This is a genomic window from Bradyrhizobium sp. CCBAU 25360 (assembly GCF_028128695.1).
Classification (GTDB): Bacteria; Pseudomonadota; Alphaproteobacteria; order Rhizobiales; family Xanthobacteraceae; genus Bradyrhizobium; species Bradyrhizobium ottawaense.
The window spans coordinates 150,022-169,519 of record NZ_LBJA01000043.1 but is presented as its reverse complement, the minus strand read 5'-3'; the positions used below and the strand labels follow the sequence as shown (position 1 = coordinate 169,519).

21 protein-coding genes, 1 tRNA gene and 2 pseudogenes are annotated in these 19,498 nt (G+C 62.5%); 16 read left to right on the top strand and 8 right to left on the bottom strand.

Going from position 1 to position 19,498, the window contains the following annotated elements; genetic code table 11:
• Positions 1 to 194: 194 nt before the first annotated feature.
• Positions 195 to 953 (bottom strand): enoyl-CoA hydratase-related protein, encoded by a 759-nt coding sequence (locus tag XH81_RS27765; RefSeq protein WP_028144215.1) that lies wholly within the window; start codon positions 951 to 953, stop codon positions 195 to 197.
• Between the two features lie 206 nt (positions 954 to 1,159).
• On the opposite strand from XH81_RS27765, the gene XH81_RS27760 reads away from it, so the two are divergent.
• Positions 1,160 to 2,398, top strand: a complete 1,239-nt coding sequence (locus tag XH81_RS27760; protein ID WP_028144216.1) for an MFS transporter — start codon at positions 1,160 to 1,162, stop codon at positions 2,396 to 2,398.
• Positions 2,399 to 2,563: 165 nt separating this feature from the next.
• Here XH81_RS27760 and XH81_RS27755 read toward each other — a convergent pair whose 3' ends face one another.
• A complete protein-coding gene (locus tag XH81_RS27755; protein WP_038950534.1) occupies positions 2,564 to 4,342 on the bottom strand; it encodes an acyl-CoA dehydrogenase in 1,779 nt (592 codons plus the stop codon).
• A gap of 256 nt (positions 4,343 to 4,598) precedes the next feature.
• On the opposite strand from XH81_RS27755, the gene XH81_RS27750 reads away from it, so the two are divergent.
• The 6 genes and pseudogenes from XH81_RS27750 (at position 4,599) to XH81_RS27720 (ending at position 10,012) form a co-directional block, all read left to right on the top strand.
• Positions 4,599 to 4,673: transfer RNA gene (locus XH81_RS27750), tRNA-Gln, on the top strand.
• Positions 4,674 to 5,357: 684 nt separating this feature from the next.
• On the top strand, positions 5,358 to 5,618 hold the full coding sequence (locus tag XH81_RS27745; RefSeq protein WP_080670259.1) for a DUF1488 domain-containing protein: 261 nt from the start codon (positions 5,358 to 5,360) through the stop codon (positions 5,616 to 5,618).
• A gap of 104 nt (positions 5,619 to 5,722) precedes the next feature.
• Positions 5,723 to 6,040: a co-chaperone GroES gene (locus tag XH81_RS27740; protein ID WP_028144218.1), complete on the top strand. Its 318-nt coding sequence runs from the start codon at positions 5,723 to 5,725 to the stop codon at positions 6,038 to 6,040.
• Between the two features lie 141 nt (positions 6,041 to 6,181).
• Positions 6,182 to 7,831, top strand: coding sequence for a chaperonin GroEL (groL, locus tag XH81_RS27735; protein ID WP_271596438.1), 1,650 nt, complete (start codon positions 6,182 to 6,184; stop codon positions 7,829 to 7,831).
• Positions 7,832 to 8,962: 1,131 nt separating this feature from the next.
• A complete protein-coding gene (locus XH81_RS27725) occupies positions 8,963 to 9,346 on the top strand; it encodes a hypothetical protein (RefSeq protein WP_271596437.1) in 384 nt (127 codons plus the stop codon).
• A gap of 31 nt (positions 9,347 to 9,377) precedes the next feature.
• Positions 9,378 to 10,012, top strand: a pseudogene (locus XH81_RS27720) (Crp/Fnr family transcriptional regulator).
• A gap of 116 nt (positions 10,013 to 10,128) precedes the next feature.
• Here the strand turns inward: XH81_RS27720 and XH81_RS27715 are convergent.
• Together XH81_RS27715 and XH81_RS27710 are read right to left on the bottom strand one after the other, a co-directional pair.
• A pseudogene (locus XH81_RS27715) lies at positions 10,129 to 10,251 on the bottom strand (signal transduction histidine kinase); the annotation flags it as partial.
• A gap of 29 nt (positions 10,252 to 10,280) precedes the next feature.
• Complete coding sequence (locus tag XH81_RS27710) at positions 10,281 to 10,544, bottom strand: hypothetical protein (RefSeq protein ID WP_028143166.1); 264 nt, start codon at positions 10,542 to 10,544, stop codon at positions 10,281 to 10,283.
• A gap of 749 nt (positions 10,545 to 11,293) precedes the next feature.
• On the opposite strand from XH81_RS27710, the gene XH81_RS27705 reads away from it, so the two are divergent.
• Together XH81_RS27705 and XH81_RS27700 are read left to right on the top strand one after the other, a co-directional pair.
• On the top strand, positions 11,294 to 11,419 hold the full coding sequence (locus XH81_RS27705) for a hypothetical protein (RefSeq protein WP_256379438.1): 126 nt from the start codon (positions 11,294 to 11,296) through the stop codon (positions 11,417 to 11,419).
• Between the two features lie 43 nt (positions 11,420 to 11,462).
• Positions 11,463 to 11,774 carry a hypothetical protein gene (locus XH81_RS27700; protein ID WP_028143165.1) on the top strand — a complete coding sequence of 104 codons (312 nt, stop codon included), beginning with the start codon at positions 11,463 to 11,465 and terminating at the stop codon, positions 11,772 to 11,774.
• Positions 11,775 to 12,123: 349 nt separating this feature from the next.
• On the opposite strand, the gene XH81_RS27695 is transcribed toward XH81_RS27700, so the two are convergent.
• Together XH81_RS27695 and XH81_RS27690 are read right to left on the bottom strand one after the other, a co-directional pair.
• Complete coding sequence (locus XH81_RS27695; protein ID WP_038946913.1) at positions 12,124 to 12,441, bottom strand: hypothetical protein; 318 nt, start codon at positions 12,439 to 12,441, stop codon at positions 12,124 to 12,126.
• Between the two features lie 104 nt (positions 12,442 to 12,545).
• Positions 12,546 to 13,001, bottom strand: coding sequence for an Hsp20 family protein (locus XH81_RS27690; protein WP_038971791.1), 456 nt, complete (start codon positions 12,999 to 13,001; stop codon positions 12,546 to 12,548).
• Positions 13,002 to 13,326: 325 nt separating this feature from the next.
• Here XH81_RS27690 and XH81_RS27685 point away from each other — a divergent pair, with 325 nt between their 5' ends.
• A complete protein-coding gene (locus tag XH81_RS27685) occupies positions 13,327 to 13,551 on the top strand; it encodes a hypothetical protein (protein ID WP_271596436.1) in 225 nt (74 codons plus the stop codon).
• Positions 13,548 to 13,727, top strand: a complete 180-nt coding sequence (locus XH81_RS27680; RefSeq protein ID WP_028143162.1) for a hypothetical protein — start codon at positions 13,548 to 13,550, stop codon at positions 13,725 to 13,727. Before XH81_RS27685 ends, XH81_RS27680 begins: the two co-directional genes overlap by 4 nt.
• Positions 13,728 to 13,759: 32 nt before the next feature.
• Here XH81_RS27680 and XH81_RS27675 read toward each other — a convergent pair whose 3' ends face one another.
• Positions 13,760 to 14,671 carry a LysR family transcriptional regulator gene (locus tag XH81_RS27675; RefSeq protein WP_038946915.1) on the bottom strand — a complete coding sequence of 304 codons (912 nt, stop codon included), beginning with the start codon at positions 14,669 to 14,671 and terminating at the stop codon, positions 13,760 to 13,762.
• A 113-nt stretch (positions 14,672 to 14,784) separates the two neighbouring features.
• Between XH81_RS27675 and XH81_RS27670 the strand changes: the two genes are divergently transcribed.
• Both XH81_RS27670 and XH81_RS27665 read left to right on the top strand, forming a co-directional pair.
• Positions 14,785 to 15,417 (top strand): DsbA family protein, encoded by a 633-nt coding sequence (locus XH81_RS27670; RefSeq protein WP_038971792.1) that lies wholly within the window; start codon positions 14,785 to 14,787, stop codon positions 15,415 to 15,417.
• Positions 15,418 to 15,460: 43 nt separating this feature from the next.
• The gene (locus XH81_RS27665) at positions 15,461 to 16,360 is read left to right on the top strand and encodes an MBL fold metallo-hydrolase (RefSeq protein ID WP_038946917.1); all 900 of its coding nucleotides are present in this window, start codon (positions 15,461 to 15,463) and stop codon (positions 16,358 to 16,360) included.
• Positions 16,361 to 16,370: 10 nt separating this feature from the next.
• Here XH81_RS27665 and XH81_RS27660 read toward each other — a convergent pair whose 3' ends face one another.
• On the bottom strand, positions 16,371 to 16,859 hold the full coding sequence (locus XH81_RS27660) for a MarR family winged helix-turn-helix transcriptional regulator (RefSeq protein WP_212476187.1): 489 nt from the start codon (positions 16,857 to 16,859) through the stop codon (positions 16,371 to 16,373).
• 124 nt (positions 16,860 to 16,983) lie between these two features.
• Here XH81_RS27660 and XH81_RS27655 point away from each other — a divergent pair, with 124 nt between their 5' ends.
• The 3 genes from XH81_RS27655 to XH81_RS27645 are packed head-to-tail and all read left to right on the top strand — an operon-like array spanning position 16,984 to position 19,383.
• Positions 16,984 to 17,526 (top strand): VOC family protein, encoded by a 543-nt coding sequence (locus XH81_RS27655; protein WP_028143158.1) that lies wholly within the window; start codon positions 16,984 to 16,986, stop codon positions 17,524 to 17,526.
• Positions 17,527 to 17,554: 28 nt separating this feature from the next.
• The gene (locus tag XH81_RS27650) at positions 17,555 to 19,192 is read left to right on the top strand and encodes an FAD-dependent oxidoreductase (RefSeq protein ID WP_271596435.1); all 1,638 of its coding nucleotides are present in this window, start codon (positions 17,555 to 17,557) and stop codon (positions 19,190 to 19,192) included.
• Positions 19,189 to 19,383, top strand: a complete 195-nt coding sequence (locus XH81_RS27645) for a DUF2783 domain-containing protein (protein ID WP_028143156.1) — start codon at positions 19,189 to 19,191, stop codon at positions 19,381 to 19,383. The genes XH81_RS27650 and XH81_RS27645 overlap by 4 nt, the downstream gene beginning before the upstream one ends.
• Positions 19,384 to 19,498 lie beyond the last annotated feature (115 nt).

The window sequence follows — 19,498 nt, the reverse complement described above, 5'->3', positions numbered from 1 at the left end:
CGAAGGATTGTCGTGAACGTGCAGGCCTTCTTCCGACCTCAGTATCGTAGGGTGGGCAAAGCGAAGCGTGCCCACGGCCTCTCGTGACTTCGGGATTGATGGTGGGCACGGCGCAAGTGCGCCTTTGCCCACCCTACGGTGCCGAACTCGCGGAGACAGACCATCGCCCGTCTCGCACAAGGGGAAGAGCGCCGCTACTTCTTCTTCCGGTTCGCAAACGCATTGAACGCCGCCACCGCTTCCTCCGACTTGAGCCGCTCGCCGAACAGATGGCCTTCCTGGTCGATGCGGCGGGTGAGCTCTTCGGCGGGCGCGCGCAGCAATTTGCGGGAGGTTGCGACCGCCTCGGCCGGCAGCCGGCAGATTTCGCGCGCCACCTTGCGCGCCTCGACCTCGGTATGTCCGGGCGACACCACGGCGTTGACGAAGCCTGCCGCGTGAGCCTCCGCGGCGGAAAAAGTTCGCCCCATCACCAGCATCGCGAAGGCGCGCTGATATCCCATCGTGTTCGGCATCAAGAGGCTGGCGGCACCGACCGGCACCAGGCCGAGATGGATGTAGGGCGCGGAGAAGGTCGCAGCGTTCGAGGCCAGCACGTAGTCGCAGTGAAACAGCATCACGGTGCCCATGCCGATCGAGGCGCCGTCGACGGCGGCGATGATCGGCTTGACGTTGAGGGCGAGCGAATAGAGAAACTTGGCGCCTTCCGACAACGTCTCGGGGCGCGCGGTGTCGGCGCGCATGAAATCGTCGATATCATCGCCTGCGGTGAACACGCCTGAGCCGCCGGTGATGATCATGCAGCGGATGTCGGGGTTGTTCTGCGCGGTGTCGATCGCGTGGCTCATCTCCCGGTACATGTCCTGGGTGATCGCGTTCTTCTTGCCCGGGCGGCGCAGGGTGATGACACGCGTTCCGCGCTCTTCGGTGACGACGATATTGCCATTCGGCATGAGAGCCCCCTGCGCTCGCCGCGATGCTCGCCGCTTCGCGAGTCTCGCCGAGCATCAGCCTACATGATCCCGCAGGCGTGCCAATGCGCTGAGTCAACCTTTTCGGCGCCAACGCGCCGCAACAATTGGCTACAATGTTTCATTTGAAAAACCGGTGGTTGTGGTGCACGATCCCGCGCGGTTCCATGTGACCGATTGCCCGATTGATGATTGCCACAACCCGCGTCGACGAATCCTCGCTGCACTACCGCGGCTGGCGCGTCGTGCTGGCCTGCTTCCTGATGGCCTTCTTCATGTTCGGCTTCGGCCTGTATGGCCAGGGCGTCTATCTCGCCGAGCTGCAGCGCGCCCATGGCTGGCCGGGCACGCTGGTCTCCGCGGCCAGCACCTTCTCGTTTCTCCTGACCTCCGTCCTCGTCATCTTCACCGACGATCTGCTCGCCCGCATCGGCTTGCGGTCGCTGATCCTGTGCGGCCTGGCGGCGCTCGGCGCCTCGACGGTGCTGCTGGCGCTGATGCAGACGCCCTGGCAGCTGTATCTCGCCTATGCGCTGATGTCGGTCGGCTGGACCGGCATGGGCACCGTGGTGATCGCGACCGTGTTGAATTCCTGGTTCGAACGCCGGCGCGGGCTCGCGCTCAGCCTCGCGTTCAACGGCGCGACCTGCGGCGGCATCATCCTCGTTCCGCTGCTGCTGTCGTTGACCGGCAGCATCGGATTTCGCTCCGCCATGCTGGCGGCCACGCTCGCGATGATGGTGCTGGTGCTGCCGGTGGTCGTGACCTTCATCGGCTGGCCTGCCGGGAGGTCGCCGGCTTCGGGCGGACGCCCTTCCGGCGAGAGCGCGGCCGCGCCAAGCCATTCCCGCAAAGCGCTGCTCGCCAACGCGGCGTTCTGGACCATGGTGCTGCCGATCGCGATCGCACTGCTGGCGCAGATGGGATTCATCATCCACCAGGTGAGTTTTCTCGAGCCGCTGATCGGCCGCCCGGCCGCAGGCGGCGCGGTCACCATCATGGCGGCGATGGCGGTGGTCGGCCGCCTGTCGCTCGGCCTGTTCGTCGACCGGCTCGATCCCAGGCTCGCCTGCGCGGCGTCGATGACGAGCCAGGCGGCGGCGTTGTTCGTTCTCGTGCAGAGCACGAGCCCCACCGTGCTGCTGGTGTGCTGCGCCGTCTACGGCTTCTCGATCGGCAACATGATCACGTTTCCGCCCTTGATCATCCAGCGCGAGATCGGCGCCGCCGCCTTCGCTGCCGCAATGGGACTGGGCACCTCGATCAGCGGCGTCGTCAGCGCCTTCGGTCCGGGCATCGTCGGCCTCGTGCGCAGCTTCACCGGCAACTACACGATGGCGTTTGCGATGTGCGTCGTGCTTGATCTCGTGGCGGCGGGCATCGTGTTGTGGCGGCCGGGGAGAACGGCAAAGCTCGCAGCTTCGTAGGCAGCGCAGGTTTGCACTCTCGTGCCCCGGACGCAGCGCAACGCTCCTTCAGCGGTGCGCTGCAGAGCCGGGGCCCATGTCACCGCGATCGCTTCCTTGGGTTGGGTCCCAGCTCTGCGCAGCAACGCTACGCGTTGCAGCGCGTCCGGGACACGAGCGGCCAACTTACCCCAGCAGCACCGCATCCGCCGCCGCGACCGATTCCGCGCTCTCGGTCACGGTGCGCTCGAGCGCGCCGGCCTGCACACTGATGTTCTCGGCGAAGAAGCGTGCCAGCGAGACGTAGCGCGCGGCGTCCGTGTTGCCGTCGGCCTTGGCGGCGAGCGCCTCGGAGGCGAGCAGGCAGCCGCCGAGCGTTGAGCCGAACTGCTGCAGATAGGGTGTCGCGCCGGCAAGCGCCTCGTTCGGCGCGGACGTCACGCGCTCCAGCAGCCATTTGCTGGTGCGCGTCAAGGCCTCCAGCGCTTCGCGCAGCTTGACGCCCGTGGTGCCAAAAGCCGGATCGTTCGACGCTTCGACTTTCTTCACCGTCGCTGCGAGCTCGTCGAGCAGCGCCCAGACGGCAGCGCCGCCATTGGCCGCGAGCTTGCGCGTGACGAGGTCGATCGCCTGAATGCCGTTGGTGCCTTCGTAGATCGCGGTGATGCGGGCATCGCGATAATGCTGGGCCGCACCGGTCTCCTCGATGAAGCCCATGCCGCCATGCACCTGCACGCCGAGATAGGCGACCTCGTTGCCGATGTCGGTGGAATAGCCCTTGGCCATCGGCGTCAGCAGCGCCGCGCGCGCGGCGGCATCTGCACGCACCTTGGGGTCCCTGGCGCGCGTCGAGACGTCGATCGCGACCGCGGTCGCGTAGCAGATGGTGCGCGCGGCGGCGGTCTGCGCCCGCATCCGCATCAGCATGCGCTTGACGTCGGGATGCACGAAGATCGCGTCCGAGCCGTCGCTCTTGCTGCCGACGGCGCGGCCCTGCTTGCGCTCCTGCGCATACGACAAAGCCTGCTGATAGGCGCGATCGGCGACGCCGACGCCCTCCAGGCCGACGCCGAGCCGCGCCTGATTCATCATCGTGAACATGCAGCGCATGCCCTGGTTCTCTTCGCCGATGAGGAAGCCGATGGCGCCGCCATGATCGCCCATGGTCATGGTGCAGGTGGGGGAGGCATGCATGCCGAGCTTGTGCTCGACGCCGCTCGCATAGATGTCGTTGCGCTGCCCCAGCGAGCCGTCTGCATTGACCATGAACTTGGGCACGAGGAACAGCGAGATGCCTTTGGTGCCGGCGGGCGCATCGGGCAGACGCGCCAGCACGAAATGCACGATGTTGTCGGTCATGTCGTGCTCGCCATAGGTGATGAAGATCTTCGTCCCCTTGATGCGATAGGTGCCGTCGGCTTGCTTTTCGGCGCGGGTGCGCAGCGCGCCGACGTCGGAGCCGGCCTGCGGCTCGGTGAGCTGCATCGTGCCGGTCCATTCGCCGGAGACGAGCTTTTCGAGATAGATCTTCTTCAGCTCACTGCTGCCATGCGCGTCCAGCGCCTCCATCGCCGACGCCGTCAGCAGCGGGCAGAGGCCGAAGGCGAGGTTCGAGGCGCTCCAGATCTCGGTACACGCAGCATTGATCGCGATCGGCAGGCCCTGGCCGCCGAAATCCTCCGGGCCGGACACCGCGTTCCAGCCGCCCTCGGTCCAGCGCTTGTAGGCGTCCGGCCAGCCCGGCGCGGTCGTCACCTTGCCGTCGCTGAGCTTGATGCCGTGCTCGTCGCCGACCTTGTTGAGCGGGGCCAGGACGTCGGCTGCGAACTTGCCGGCTTCCTCCAGCACGGCCGCGGCGATGTCGGCGTCGAAATCGCCGTAATGACCGGCCTCCACCGCAGCCTTGAGGCCGGCGCCGTGATTGAGCGACAGCAGCATGTCAGAAATCGGCGCGCGGTAGGTCATGGCTCACTCCCGTGGACAGGTCTTGGCGCCCTATTCCCATGAAATGGGGGAGGTCTCAATGGGGCGGGAGGGGCCGGACGGTGGCGGTCAGAACGGGGCCGTCGCGGGCCCATAAAGAGAGTGTAGCGCGGCCGATCCCGGGGCTGTGGTATTTTGCCCCTCCAGGCGGTTGAAATGCTGCGCCGCTCCCTATAGACCGGCTGCGACCAAGGGAATCTGCGGTAGCCAGTTCTTCCGCCGGCCCCAGGTCGCCTGTTGGGGCGTAGCCAAGCGGTAAGGCAGCGGATTTTGATTCCGCCATTCGGAGGTTCGATCCCTCCCGCCCCAGCCAGTTGATGTTGCTCGATTAATTGCCGTCGCCGTTGCTCCATTTGGAAAGGGTGGATTCCGCCGTCCGTTGGAGACCTCGCTATCTTTGTTCGCCACGATTCACTCACAACATCTTCCAGAAACTCGAAATCGGTCACCGGACGGTGTCCGCGATTTTCGCACAACGATCGCTCGGTCCCTGAGGACGAGCTGATCACCTGTTGGATTGAGCGCAGTACGCGTGACGGTCGTAGCTTGTGAAAGGATCGCACCAAGGGCCGCCGCCCTGACATTCAGCTCGTTAGTCATTTCATCGGAGCCAACTCGCTGTTGGCTTGAGTCGATGGCGCGGGTCCGCCGAGGGGGACTACCATTGAATAACTATTCAGCGACGATCAACAGGCCGAAAAAGATCGGCAGCAATACCGGAGGTACGAGCCACCCACTAACACTGAATCTATCGATATTCGACATTTGGAACCGCCTTTTCAAAACGGCGGGAGCGCAACACTCTCAGTCACCGATAATAGCCAGGGACGCTCTGTGATATGAGGGATATGGTGACGCTCCGCCGAATAGCGAGGCCGGTCGTAACTTAATGTCGTGGGCAGGTTGTAGTCCGATTCCAGAGTAGCCATTTACAGCTTAGCGCAGCCTGATCGCTTTCGACATCTTTTGCCCTTGCGCGGACTTGATCGGACCCACCATGATCGAGTTTCCAAATTATAGTCGTTCATATGACCGAACGCGGCATGCCGTGCGTTTTTGGGGATACGATAGCGCGCTAGAGGCATCGTTTTTCATAGAGGAAGACGCGCTGAGGCGACTTCAACCGGACGCTCACCCCAATGAAACGGGTTTCCTGAACGCATTCGATTCCAACCGTGATGTGATCTGTGCCGCCGCTGCCAGGGTGTACGTCCGCGGCAGCAGGGGTTCTTACGATCTGATCGCCGCTAATTTTTGAAATGAAGACTGACGTCTTGATGGACGCGGAAGACTCCGGTTACGAGCACGTAGCTCGTTACGACTGCCAATCCAGAAACAATCAAAAAAGCCAGGGAGAATCGCATGAAATTCCGTCCGCTCCATGACCGTGTCGTGGTCAAGCGCATTGAGGCCGAAGACAAGACCGCTGGTGGCGTCATCATTCCGGACACCGCCAAGGAGAAGCCCTCCCAGGGCGAAGTCACCGCCGTCGGCCGCGGCGGCCGCGACGAAGCCGGCAAGCTGATCCCGATCGACGTGCAGGTCGGCGACCGCGTGCTGTTCGGCAAGTGGTCGGGCACCGAGGTCACGATCGACGGCCAGGAGCTGTTGATCATGAAGGAGAGCGACATCATGGGCGTTCTCACTGATCTGCCCGCTGCCAAGAAGAAGGCCGCGTAAGCGCCAGTCAGTTTTCCTTACCCTGGGATTCGGCGTAGCCGGGTTCTCGAAGGATGAGGCCCGCAATTCAAATCTCATCCCTCGAGAGCTCGCCAGTTGCGCGGGTCTTTGGGATCTGACCGGTTAAAAACGGAGACCACTATGTCAGCCAAAGAAGTCAAATTCGGCGTCGATGCCCGTGACCGCATGTTGCGCGGCGTCGAAATTCTCAACAACGCGGTAAAGGTAACGCTCGGTCCGAAGGGCCGCAACGTGGTCCTCGACAAGTCGTTCGGTGCTCCCCGGATCACCAAGGACGGCGTCACCGTCGCCAAGGAAATCGAGCTCGAAGAGAAGTTCGAGAACATGGGCGCACAGATGGTGCGTGAAGTGGCCTCGAAGGCGGCCGACGCCGCAGGCGACGGTACCACCACCGCGACCGTGTTGGCCGCAGCCATCGTGCGCGAGGGCGCCAAGGCGGTTGCCGCGGGCATGAATCCGATGGATCTCAAGCGCGGTATCGACTTGGCAGTCGACGCCGTGGTCGCCGACCTCGTCAAGAACTCCAAGAAGGTCACCTCGAACGAGGAGATCGCCCAGGTCGGCACCATCTCGGCCAACGGCGATGCGGAGATCGGCAAGTTCCTCTCCGACGCCATGAAGAAGGTCGGCAACGAGGGTGTCATCACCGTCGAGGAAGCCAAATCGCTCGAGACCGAACTCGAGGTCGTCGAGGGCATGCAGTTCGACCGCGGCTACATCTCGCCCTACTTCGTCACCAACGCCGACAAGATGCGCGTTGAAATGGACGACGCCTATATCCTGATCTACGAGAAAAAGCTCTCCAGCCTGAACGAACTGCTTCCGCTCCTGGAAGCAATCGTACAGAGCGGCAAGCCGCTTATTATCATCGCAGAAGACGTCGAAGGCGAGGCGCTTGCCACCCTCGTCGTGAACCGCCTCCGTGGCGGCCTGAAGGTCGCGGCCGTCAAGGCTCCGGGCTTCGGCGATCGCCGCAAGGCCATGCTGCAGGACATCGCGATCCTGACCGGCGGCCAGGCGATCTCGGAAGATCTCGGCATCAAGCTCCAGAACGTCACGCTCAACATGCTCGGTCGCGCCAAGAAGGTGATGATCGACAAGGAGAACACCACGATCGTCAACGGCGCCGTCAAGAAGGCCGACATCGAGGCGCGCGTGGCCCAGATCAAGGCGCAGATCGAGGAGACCACCTCGGATTACGACCGTGAGAAGCTCCAGGAGCGTCTTGCCAAGCTCGCTGGCGGCGGCGCGGTGATCCGCGTCGGCGGCGCGACCGAGGTCGAGGTGAAGGAGCGCAAGGATCGCGTTGATGACGCGATGCATGCGACCCGGGCTGCGGTCGAGGAAGGCATCGTGCCGGGCGGCGGCGTCGCCTTGCTGCGTGCCTCCGAGCATCTCAAGGGGCTGCGCACAAAGAACGATGACCAGAAGACCGGCGTCGAGATCGTGCGCAAGGCGCTGTCCGCGCCGGCCCGCCAGATCGCGATCAACGCCGGTGAAGACGGCTCGGTCATCGTCGGCAAGATCCTGGAAAAGGAGCAGTACTCCTACGGCTTCGACTCGCAGACTGGTGAGTACGGCAACCTGGTCGCCAAGGGCATCATCGACCCGACCAAGGTGGTTCGCGTGGCGATCCAGAACGCGGCCTCGGTCGCGGCTCTGTTGATCACCACTGAAGCCATGGTGGCCGAGGTACCGAAGAGGAACGCCGGCGGCGGCGTGCCCGCGGGTGGCGGCGGCATGGGAGGCATGGGCGGTATGGATTTCTAAGTGCAGCGTTCAAAGAAAAAGAAAGGTCCGGCAGCGATGCCGGCCTTTCTGCATTTTCTTGCGCCTGGTCGCGGTTGCCCTGCTCAATTTGCCAGAGGCCGCAATACTGACACGTCAGTACGGCTTTCAGCCTGAGCTCGTACCAGCCCTCCGAGAACTTGGAATTGCCGAGCTTGCGATGGGAATAGCCGATCAGATTGCCCACGTTCGGGTGATCGTCGTGGCCAAACGCCTTTAGCTCTGCGTCCGGCACCGAGTTGAATTGCCAATCTCAAGGTCAAGTCTCCTAACTTGAATTGGCCAGGAGTCAAATTAGCTCTGGACGAGGATTGTCGTCCCACTTGGAGGACCAAGGTGTGGGTAAAGATCAATCAATGTCGTTTTGGACGCCTCAAAAACTGGACGAAAAAGCTAAAGAAGACGCTGAGAAGGACAACTACAGTCCACCACATTCATGGTGGCCCGGCCGATACAGCATTGGTACCGAAGCCCGCGACAGGTACGATCGAGCTTTCAACCTTCATCACAGCGACAAGGACGAGTACTAGGCCGCCCCAGTTGGCGGCCTCTTTCATTTCATAACGTCTGGCGGAGGCGGCAACCCCGAGCCTTTCGAATATTCAGTCCAGTCCTGGTCAGGACACTCAATATTTCAAATGGACGGAACGATTGACCTTGGGAGTTCTTGGTCCTCAGCAATCGGTGACTTATCTCCGAAAGCAAAGCCGGCCGACCGGTCGACATTTTGCCCAATGCCCGGCGGAAGGTTTCAAGCGGCCTCAGATGCCACCCGCACTGAGGCCGTTTCCTAGGACCCGCGGAACCGGAAATTAGGGCGCCCCCTTGAACAAAGCGGGCGAAAATGTTGGGCACCGCCGCGCTCAACTGCAAAGAGCCGGGAATCTCACAAAGGCCGTGTAGCTCCGGCGCATCGCGTGACAGATACTCGCCACATAGGGCGCCAGCCGCAGGCGCTGACTGCAGCGAACCGACCGGATTAGATGCATCCAGGCCATCCAACGAGTGTCCGCACGCGCTGTGTGAGCAATTTGGTACAGACGCCGATCGCTCGACGTGTCTAGCCTCCTTAACGGGTGAAGCTCAACATACCTCTGACTCAAGGTGAAAATCATGGAAATCTCCAGGGAGACAAAAGCTGCCGTGCGGCCGGCACTGTGGGGAACTGTGACCGGAGCGATTGCTCTGGCAATCGTGGGGTTCGGCTGGGGCGGCTGGGTGACGGGTGGGTCCGCCGAGACCATCGCGAAGAATAGTGCTGCTACGGCTGTCGTCGCAGCTCTCACACCCATCTGCGTTGAGAAGTTTCGACAAGCCGCTGATGCGTCGGCGAACCTGGTCGAAATGAAGAAGGCGACCTATGCATGGGATCAGAGCAAGTTCGTCGAAAAAGGCGGTTGGGCCACGATGCCGGGAAGCACTGAGCCAAACTCGGCGGTTGCAAAGGCTTGTGCCGAATCGCTTGGTAGCAACAAAGCTGTGGAGCTGCGTGGATAGTCAGGCAAGTCGCGCGGCGGAAATCTGCGCAGTGACGCGCCCGCCTCTAGCAAAATCGATTTCGAAATTTGGCAAAGGTCAGAACGTGTTCGCGCAGGGAGATGTCGCGGACGCGGTATTCTATATTCAAGAGGGAAAGATCAAGCTAACGGTCGTTTCGGACCAAGGTAAGGAAGCGTCGTCGGGATTCTGGAGCCGGGACAATTCTTTGGCGAGGGCTGCCTCAATGGTCATCCATTGCGTATTGCCACTACCACGGCAACGGAGGCCTGTGTCATCACGAGAATATCGAAGACGGCGATGATTGCAGCGCTCGAAGGCAAGCCGAAGTTCTCTCAATTGTTCATGGCTTATTTGCTCGCGCGCAATAGCCGGATTGAAGAAGACCTGATCGACCAACTCTTCAATTCGAGCGAGAAACGCTTGGCGCGCCTGTTGCTTCTGCTGGCCAATTTCGGCAAGGAAGCCAGCTCTCAGCCCATTGGCGTCAACATCAGCCAGGAAACGCTGGCCGAGATGATCGGTGCGACCCGATCACGGGTTAGCTTCTTCATGAACACGTTCCGCAAGCTCGGCTTCATCAGCTACAATGGAAAGATCGAGGTTCATAGCGCGCTTCTGAACGCGGTTCTGCGCGACAAATCCGAGATAGACCGGAAGGACTGATCCCGCGCGGCCAAACCAAGCGCCGGGGCCAAACGCGTGACATCAGCCCACTTGATATCACGACCGAGTCCTGTTCGGCGGTGCTTTTTTTTCGCGGCAAGCTCGCGGTGCAGATCTCAAGTCAGCCTGTGAAATGCCGGCAAAACCTCTCGCACGAACTCACTTAGATCTAAGGCCTCGCCACTTTCCGCAATGTCCGAGAACAGAACCTCGATAAAAGGATGTTGCCGGTTGAACGCGCCGAGTCCTCCAACTTTTCCGCGTTTAGTCACGTCGGCAGTTCGTCGCGAACTGAGCCTCCCTCGTTCTCCCACCGCGACAGAGCGGCGGCGCCCGATCTCGCATTGCTAGGCGTATCCTTTGCTGAAGGCAGCTCGTTGCGACCGACTTCATTCTTGTGCCCGTGCGCCGTCAACAAGACGAAGCCGGCACGCCAGCTCTTGAATTTGTGGCTTTCCTCAGCGCTGGTCGAACCCTTGACGAGTTCGCCGGACGCGGTTGTTCTTGCGCGATGCTGCTGAGATTTGAACATATGCAGAGCCCTTTCGTTGGAAGTCTCCGCGCGCTCCGGCCAATCTCGACGGCTGACCAGGGTAGACTTGGATATATGGGGATCGAAGGGCCGAACAACGAGCCTCAGGCATAAATAAGATTGCCAAAGCAGTGCGCGGACAGGCTTTGCCCTGCGTCCAACCGACCCGCCTGGGTGCTGACAGACAGAACCACGGCAATCGCGGCTCGGCGCTGGTTCCGTTCTGTCGATCCATGGGATTCGCTGCGGGATGGTAAGACAGGCTGTCCGTCTGAGATCCTGTCGCCGAGGAGGCTGCCGCTCTTCCGCGCGTTGAGCGAGAGAGCAGGAGACGATGGGACGGTGCTCGCCTGCCCGATCGAACTCGAGCAGGCATCTCGTCAATGATTCGACAAGCCCGAGAATGGGATAGCAATTCGAGTAAAAGAGGCGCACCGTTCATGCAAGCTTGATTGACGTCGGCGGTACGCGGGCGGCGATCGAAGCAGTGTCGTCCGCAGCGCTGACCGGCACCTGCGCGCCGCCGCTCTGCGGCTCTTCGAGATGGTAACAATCAGTTCGATCGATCCATCTGATGCTCAGGAAGCGACGCGATGGCGTCCAGAGAATGATGCACGTGTCGACCTTGAGGGGGATGTGGCCGCGCCGAGCGCCTACACGCGGCGGATGACGGTGGAGATCGAAAGCGCGGCGTTCTGCTGGCGCCTGCCAGCCACATCGCCCTGTCCAGCATCTCCGATGAGCTAGCGATGCAGATCGCGCTCAGCCTCGCTGGCATTCTGGTGATTGTCGCGGCTGCATTGGTGCTGATCTCGATCGAGATCAAGCCGAGGCGGCGACCATGGCGGCAGGAAGAACTGGCCCGTGGCAAGTGATATTTCATATGGAAGGATCGATCAAAGTCGACCCGGTGAGGCAATGGGCAAATTCAAGATAAGCGTCGCACGCATCGAGATGATTTCGCCGAACGAACGAGCCGAGGACATCCGTTTGACGTTTCAATTCGAAAGCGATCAGACCAGTTTTGCCTTGCCAATCTTCCTGAACTCTCGCGACTTCGACGACACCGAAATCGTCAAGGTCGCTCGAAGCAAGTTATATGACGTCTTCTGGCAGCTCTGCGGTCAGTGCGAGGATTGGCAGTTGTCGGACGCCGAGCGTCGCGAACTTGCAAAGATCAACGTGCGGCCTGCCCGACAAGGTCGACGAGTCCGCGAATCAAAGAGCTAGCCGCCGGTTTGCCCACTCCGTCTGTTTGGGATGTCGGTAATTGTAGCATCTGCAGCCACTGCTCTCCTGCTCGCCGTCGTCCCGACAAAGGGAGAATCTGCTGCCTCAGGTTTTTCGGGACTGATCCTCCCTGTGAAGGTTGCTTCCTTATTTGGAAACGTCCGCCAAGTTATTGGAATTGCTAGAGGCGTTTTGGCCATTTTTTCCAAACGCGCCTTGAAACCGTTAGATAATCAAACTGAGTTTGATTCCGCCATTCGGAGGTTCGATCCCTCCCGCCCCAGCCAGAAGCTCCGCTTCCCTGAAATTGGCGAAGCCGGCCTTGTACAGATCCTTTGGCTGGTCTCGATTACGGCGTTGCGGCGGCCCAGGGCCGCCGCAGCCGCATCGGGACGCCGCCGCCGGGCGGCGGGTCGTCGTCGTCATCGAGCTTGCGCAGCGCGGTGAGGATGTCCGCAAGCCGGATCGGCCGATCCATGCCGGGAATCTCGCGCAGCGCGGGATGGGATTCGACGGCGTACATGTCCGAAGCCCACGATGACAATATGATCCGCTTCTCCGCTGTCGAGAGCTTGCCATCGTCGAGGACGGCGCTCGGCGAAGCATAATGCGCAGCGGGATGGAACAGCGCGCCGACACCGCCGGTGGTCGCATTGGCATTGGTCATCACTTGTCTCCCTCTACACTCCTTTCGAAGGGATGGTCCGATCGGCGGATGGCGATCCGGTCGCCATCCGCCATGGTGGTCGCTGTCGAACGCGTTCGACCGGCCTAAGCCGCTTTCTTCTGCTCGATCTGCGGTGACGCAGCACCCGCGATCTGGATCCGGCGCGGCTTCATGGCCTCCGGAATCTCGCGCAGGAGATCGATGACCAGGAGACCGTCCTGGAAAACGGCCTGCTTGACCTGGACGTAGTCGGCGAGATTGAACACGCGGCGGAACGGACGCGCGGCGATACCCTGATAGAGATATTCGCGCGTGGCGCTGTCCGGCTTCCGGCCCTCGATGGTGAGCGCGTTCTGTTCGGCGGTCACGCTGATGTCGTTGACGCCAAAGCCCGCCACGGCCAGCGTGATCCGGTATTGGTCTTCGCCGGAGCGCTCGATGTTGTAGGGGGGATAATTGTCCTCGCCCGCCTGGCGCAGCGTGCTGTCGACGAGGTCGGCCAGATGATCGAAGCCGATGGTGGAGCGCCACAGCGGCGCGAAGTCAAAGGTGGTCCTCATACCAAGTCCTCCAAAGAGCAAGATGGATACGAAGGAGCGCCGTTAGGGAATCGGAAACGGATCCGAAGGCCCCGACCCGGCGCCCGCGCCGGACCCATCGGGCATCCGGCACACCGCTCTCGCGGCGAAAAACGACTTAGAGTGCCACAAGTCCCTTGCAAGAGGGACGCGCAAAATTTTTTTCGGGGACCCCGGCGGCGTCAAGGAAGCGGCGAAAGAGGATCTTGACAGCAAAACAAGCCTGAATATTTTTTGCGCCGGAAGATGCTTCTTCCGACACCGCTAATTCGAAAAGGACCGTGAAAGACCGTCAGGAGTGACGACGATGCTCGATCAGGATTTCGCCCGCATCCGCGCGCACCGCAACAACCTCTCTCGTTATCGACATTTGCTCAAGACTGAGCTGTCGGACATTGAGCGCCAGTTTATCGAACGACGCCTCGCCGAGGAGCAGACCGCGCTCGAGGCTCTCGCCGCCGATGCCTTCCCGGCCGCATTCACCGTTCCAAACGCGCCATCGGCGATTGGCACGACCGGAGTGGAACGATGAGTGACGTCCGCAACCTCCTCATCAGCGGCAGTGAGAAGGTGATCGGGCACTATCGCGTGTTGCTGGCCGGTGCCAGAAGCGAGAGCGAACGCGAGCTCTATCGCGCCCGGATCGAGCGCGAGCAGCGCCTGCTTGACGCTCTGCGGGGCGGCCTGCCGGATCGATCGGCGGCGTGAACAGGCGCGCATGTGTCATTCCGGAAATTTTTTCATTCCGGAAATTTGCTGGCGAGCACGCGGCCTTCCTGCACCAGCATGGCCACGAACGCCGTGATCTTCGGCGGCCGGAACCGGGCCGCGGGATACACGGCATGGATCCCGCCGGCCGGCAAGCTCCAGGATGGCAGGACATGGACCAGCCGGCGGGACTTGAAATGCTCCGCGACCAGGTAGTCGGGCAGCACGCAGAGTCCGCCGCCGGCGAGGGCTGCGCCCAGCACCGCAGGCGTCGTGTTGATCGAGATCGACTGCCGCATGCGGATCGTGCGGCTGTCGATATCGCGTCTGGTGAAGCGCCAGACCAGCGGCTCGTCGAGCGCGCCGTTGGCAATGAACGGCAGAGCCGCAAGCTCGTCGGGCGTCTTGCTCCGGAACGCCGCTGCCACGTCCGGTGCGGCCACCAGCAATTGCCGAAACGATCCGATCCGCCTGGCCTGCTGACTTGAATCGTTCAGCCAGCCGACCCGGATCGACAGGTCGATCTGGTTGGCGAGGAGGTCCGTTCGCGTGTCCGACAGGATCAGCTCGACACTGCAAGCGGGATATTTTCGCGCAAACTTCGCCGCCAGCGGCGCGATCATCGTTGCGCCATAGTCGTTCGGCGCGGCGACCCGCAGCATGCCCATCGGCTCGGCATTGGTCTGCGCGAGCTCGTCGACGGCATCTTCCGCCGTGCGCAGGATCATGACGCAACGGGCATGCAGCAACCGGCCGGCTTCGGTCGGCTCGACCCTCCTGGTGGTCCGCAGCAGCAAAGCCGTTTTCAATTCTGCTTCGAGCCGTGCCACCTGCTGGCTGACGACGGTCTTGGTGATGCCGAGGCGCTCGGCAGCGCGTGTGAACGAGCCGGCATCGACCACGGCTGCGAAATAAGCGAGGCGGTTGAGGTTGATCGCTTCCATGCGGTCGTCGCCATTGTTAGCTAATAACAAACAATATGTACCATTATCTGATATTTATCAAATAATGATCGGCCGCTAGGTTTCTCTGCATCGAACATTGGCGGCCCGAAATCATGCAAATCACCTATCTCTTCGACCCTCTCTGCGGCTGGTGCTACGGCGCCTCGCCGGTGCTGGAGCAGCTTGCCGCGCACGGCGATGCCACCCTGGTGCTGGCACCGACCGGCCTGTTTGCGGGCCCTGCGGCGCGGACCATGGACCAGCATTTTGCCGCCTATGCCTGGCAGAACGACCAGCGCATCGCACGCTTGACCGGCCAGCCGTTCAGTGAGGCCTATCGCACCGGCATTCTCGGCAATACCGGCAGCCTGTTCGACTCGGCGGCAGCGACCCTTGGCGTCGTCGCCGTGGGCCTGGGTGGTCCGGCCCGTGAGCTCGAGGCGCTCAAGCTCTTGCAGCGCGCCCGCTACGTCGATGGCCGCGACAATTCCAGCCTTCAAGTCGTCGCCGACGTGCTCGAGGGCGCGCAACTGGCCGATGCGGCACGCCGCGTGCGGGCGCCTGACGATGCATTGATCGCGGCTTACCAGGCGCGGATCGCGGCCGCGCGCGCCGACATGACGCGATTTGGGGCCGGTGGCGTGCCGGCTCTGGTGGTCGGCGAGGGCGCCGGGCGGAGGCTGCTCGACGGCAGCATGCTGTTCGGGCGGTTCGATCTGCTGGCCGCACAACTTCGTGCCGCCTGATCACCCAAACCGATTTTCCCTGCAGAGTTCAATGGAGAGAGCCATGTTGTCGAGGAGACAGATCATGAGGACCAGCCTTGCCGCGGGTGCCGCCGCATTGTTCGCGGCCGCCGACGTCGGCCGTGCCGCGGAGGCCAAGCTGAGCTGGAAACATTTTCCCGCAGGCCCCAATGGATTTTTTCGTGCGCCCGTCCTGCTTTCCGGTCCGACCGAGGCGGTGCTGATCGACGGCGGCTTCTCCTATCCGGACGGACGCGCGCTCGTCGAGGCGATCAAGGCGAGTGGCAAGAAGCTCACCACCATCTATATCAGCCAATCCGATCCCGACTATTATTTCAGCCTGAAGCCGGTGCGCGAGGCTTTCCCGAATGCCAAGGTGCTGGCGGCGTCCGCGACGCTCGCGGCCATCAAGGCGAATGTGGAGAAGAAACTCGCCGTCTGGGGACCGCAGCTCAAGGAGAACGGTCCGCAGACGCTCGCCGATGTCGTTCTGCCGGAAGCGTCCGATGGGGCTTCTCTTGCGATTGACGGCGAGGCGATCGAAATCGTCAACGCCGAAGGTCTCGCCAACCGCCGCTATCTCTTCGTTCCGTCCTTGAATGCCGTGTTCGGCGGCGTGATGCTCTTCTCCGGCGTGCATGTCTGGACCGCCGATACGCCGACCAAGGAGCAGCGCGCAGCCTGGGTCGCCAACCTCGACAAGATCGCGGCCCGCAAGCCGTCCCTGGTCGTGCCGGGTCACATGGCGGCGGGCGTCGCCGTCGATCTTTCCGCTGTCGAGCACACCAGGACGTATCTGCTCGCGTTCGACGAAGAGTTGGCGAAGGCGGCTGACAGCGCTGCGCTGAAGGCTGCCATGGAAGCCCGCTTCCCGAATCTCGGCATGGGCGTCGCGCTCGATATCGGCTCCAAGGTTGCCAAGGGCGAGATGAAGTGGGGCTGAGCGGGAGAAGCTACGCCAGCGCGGCCGACAATTTGCGCATCACCCGGTCGAGCACCGCCACTTCTTCGGCGGTCAGCTCCCCAAGCAGCTTCGTCTCCCGCGCCAGCGCGTAAGGCACGATCTTGCGATAAAGCTCGCGACCGGCTGGGGTCAGCGAGACTATCAGCTCGCGCCGATCGTCGGGATGGTGCTTGCGGCCGGCGATGCCGCGCGCCTCCAGGCCCTGCACGGCGCGGCTGACCTGCATCTTGTCGAGCGTCGTCAGCGGGCCGATCTCCTTGGTCGCAATCTCCGGGCGCATGCCGAGGATGGCGAGCACGCGCCATTCCTGCCGTGTCAACGCAAAGCGCTCGGAATAGACCTCGGCAACCGCCAGAGACACCTGCTCGGCGAGGCGTGCCAGCCGGTACGGAAAATATCGCTGCAGGTCCAGCTCGACGCCATCCTGCGCCGCTGCGACTTTGGCCGCTTCCCCGCGTGCCACGCTCGAACGTCCCATCACGCGATTCCCGTCCGCCGATCCACCCGAAAAATTCCTCGAAGTGGATTGATCCAGATCAAATTCAGGAAATAGTAACATCTGATACTAATTTCGCAACCGCAAGTCCAGGGAGCGAAACGCCATGAAAATCGAGAAGATCCATCACGTCGCCTATCGCTGCGTCGACGCCAAGGCCACTGTCGAGTTCTACAAGACCGTCATGAACATGGATCTTCTCGGCGCCATTGCCGAGGATCGGGTGCCTTCGACCAAGGCGCCCGATCCCTACATGCACATCTTTCTCGATGCCGGGAACGGCAACATCCTCGCTTTCTTCGAGCTGCCGAATTCGCCGCCGATGGGCCGCGATCCCAACACGCCGGAGTGGACCCAGCACATCGCCTTCCAGGTCAAGGACCTCGCCGAGCTGGAAGAGGCCAAGGCGCGCGCGGAGGCCGCCGGCCTCGACGTCGTCGGCGTCACCGACCACACCATCTTCAAGTCGATCTATTTCCGTGACCCGAGCGGCCATCGCCTGGAAATCGCGGCCTGGACCGCGACGCCCGAGCAGATCGACCGCATGAAGTCGGTCGCGCACGAGATGGTCGAGGAATGGTCGCGCACCAAGCGCCCGCCGCGCCACACCGCCTGGATGCACGAGAAGGAATTCGCGGACGCGCATTGATCCCAGGCACGCGCATCAGGAAGCGAACATGGCGAGCTACATCTATCCGAAGTTCGGTTACCGGCGCTCTCTGGAGCAGGCCGAGGGGATCGTGAAGCGGCATCCGATCGTGGTGATCGGCGCGGGTCCCATCGGCCTGACCGCGGCGCTCGACTGCGCCGCGCGCGGCCAGCCGGTCGTGTTGCTCGACGACAACGACACCGTCTCGATCGGCTCGCGCGCGGTCTGCTACGCCAAGCGTCCGCTCGAGATCTGGGACCGCCTCGACTGCGCGGCGCCCATGGTCGACCGCGGGGTGAGCTGGAATGTCGGGAGGGTCTTCTTCCAGGACCAGCTGTCCTACGAGTTCGATCTGTTGCCCGAGGCGGACCACCAATGGCCGGCCATGATCAATCTGCAGCAATATCATCTGGAGGAGATCCTCGTCGCCAAATGCAGGGCCAATCCGCTGATCGAGCTGCGCTGGAAGCACCGGCTGATCAGCCTGAAGCAGGCCGCCGACCATGCGACGCTGGCGGTGGAAACGCCCGACGGCATCTTCACCATGGAGGCGCAATGGGTCATCGCCTGCGACGGGGCCAATTCCGACGTGCGCAAGATGGTCGGCGCCGAGTTCACGGGACAGTTCTTCCAGGACCGCTTCCTGATCGCCGACGTCGCCATGAAGGCGGATTTCCCGACCGAGCGCTGGTTCTGGTTCGATCCGCCGTTCCACCGCGGCCAGTCCGTGCTGCTGCACCGGCAGGCGGACAAGATCTGGCGCATCGACTTCCAGCTCGGCTGGGACGCCGATCCCGATGAGGAAAAGAGGCCGGAGCGGGTGATCCCGCGCATCCGCGCCATGCTTGGCGAGGAGACCGAGTTCGCGCTCGAATGGGTCTCGATCTATCAGTTCGCCTGCCGGCGCATCGACAATTTCCGCCAGGGCCGGGTGCTGTTCGCCGGCGACGCCGCGCATCAGGTCTCGCCGTTCGGCGCGCGCGGCGCCAACACCGGCGTCCAGGACATCGACAATCTCGCCTGGAAGCTCGCGATGGTGCTGCGCGGCGAAGCGTCGGAAGCACTGCTCGACAGCTATCACGAGGAGCGCGCCTATGCCGCGGACGACAACATCCTGAACTCGACGCGGGCCACCGACTTCATCACGCCGAAGACGAGAGTGAGCCGCTATTTCCGTGACGCGGTGCTGGAGCTCGCCCGCCATCACGGCTTTGCGCGCCCGCTGGTCAACAGCGGCCGGCTCTCGACGCCGACGCCCTATGCGACGTCGGCGCTCAATACGCCTGACGGCAATGCGATGATGGGCGGCGTGCGGCCCGGCACCAATGCGGCCGATGCGCCGATCACGGTGGATGGCAAGCCCGCCTGGTTCCTCCATTGTCTCGGCGATGGCTTCACGGTCGTGGCCTTTGGCAAGGAGACCGACAAGACCGAGATCGCGGTGGGGCCGCTCAAAGCGAAGCTCATTGTCGTCGGCCGCGACATCGCCGATCCCTCCGGCCTGCTTGCCGCGCGCTACGGCGCTTCGCCCGGAACCACCTACCTGTTCCGCCCCGATCAATACGTCGCCGCACGCTGGACCGGATTCGACGAGGCAAGCATCGCGGATGCGATGTTGCGGGCCTCCGGGCACGACACCACCGGACGGAAGGAGCTGGCAGCATGACGCTCAATTTGTCACCCAACATCGCCGATCCCGACGACTTCTACGCCGAACTGATCAACAGTCAGCGCGACCTCGACGAGGAGCAGGCGCTGCGGATGAACGCACGGCTGATCCTGCTGCTCGCCAATCACATCGGCGACCGCAAGGTCCTAACGGAGGCGATTGGCTGCGCCCGCAGGGGCGGCAGCTAGGCCGCGGGAACTCCGCCTCGGGATCGGGAGATCGCAGAAAGCAGCCGGCAGAACCGGCGGCAGGTTCCGTTTTGGGCGATCTCGCCGGGTGAATGCGGCACCGAGGTCAGTCGCG